Annotated in this window: 1 protein-coding gene; it reads left to right on the forward strand. The window is 68.4% G+C overall.

The window, feature by feature from the left end; translation table 11 throughout:
* The coding region (locus tag ACXJKJ_RS31810) for a hypothetical protein (RefSeq protein ID WP_457395707.1) at window positions 1-505 on the forward strand (505 nt) is incomplete at its 5' end.
* Window positions 506-545 lie beyond the last annotated feature (40 nt).

A 545-nucleotide genomic window follows, 5' to 3' on the forward strand; every position in this document is an offset into this window, starting at 1 on the left:
CGTGCAGGCAAGGGCCCAACACCGCTGGACACCGGTGAACGGCAGTGAGGGGGAAGGGCGGCTACGGCCGCCCTTCTTTTATGATGGCCGCATGCAACATCCCGGCCGTCGGCTTCCTTTTGATGTGTATTTCCCTGCGCCGGGCGAACGGGCGCCGCAGCGTGTCTCGCATCTGCGGCCCGGCCAGATCGTGCTGGTCGCGGGCGGACAGGCCGACACCGTTTTCGACACCGTTGCCTTCGATGACCACGGCCCGCGCTGGGCCAATCCGGCATTGCGCGCGGCGCTGACCAACCTCAACGCGCACGGCTTGCCTTTCCAGTACCAGCCGCACGATCCCGAGTCGCCCGCCGCATTGATGGCGTGGTGGCAGGAAAGCGGCCACGTGGCGGCCAGCTACCGTGAACTCAGCTGGCGCGGCCCGGGCGACTGGCTGATCACCCGTATCGATCTGCCACACCCGGGCGTGCTCGGCTGGGCCGGCCCGCGCCCCTTCGGCCACTGAGCCGACACGGTCATTGGGTCCACCGGGCGCTGTTGCTATC

The sequence above is a fragment of the Roseateles sp. P5_E1 genome, assembly GCF_054049335.1.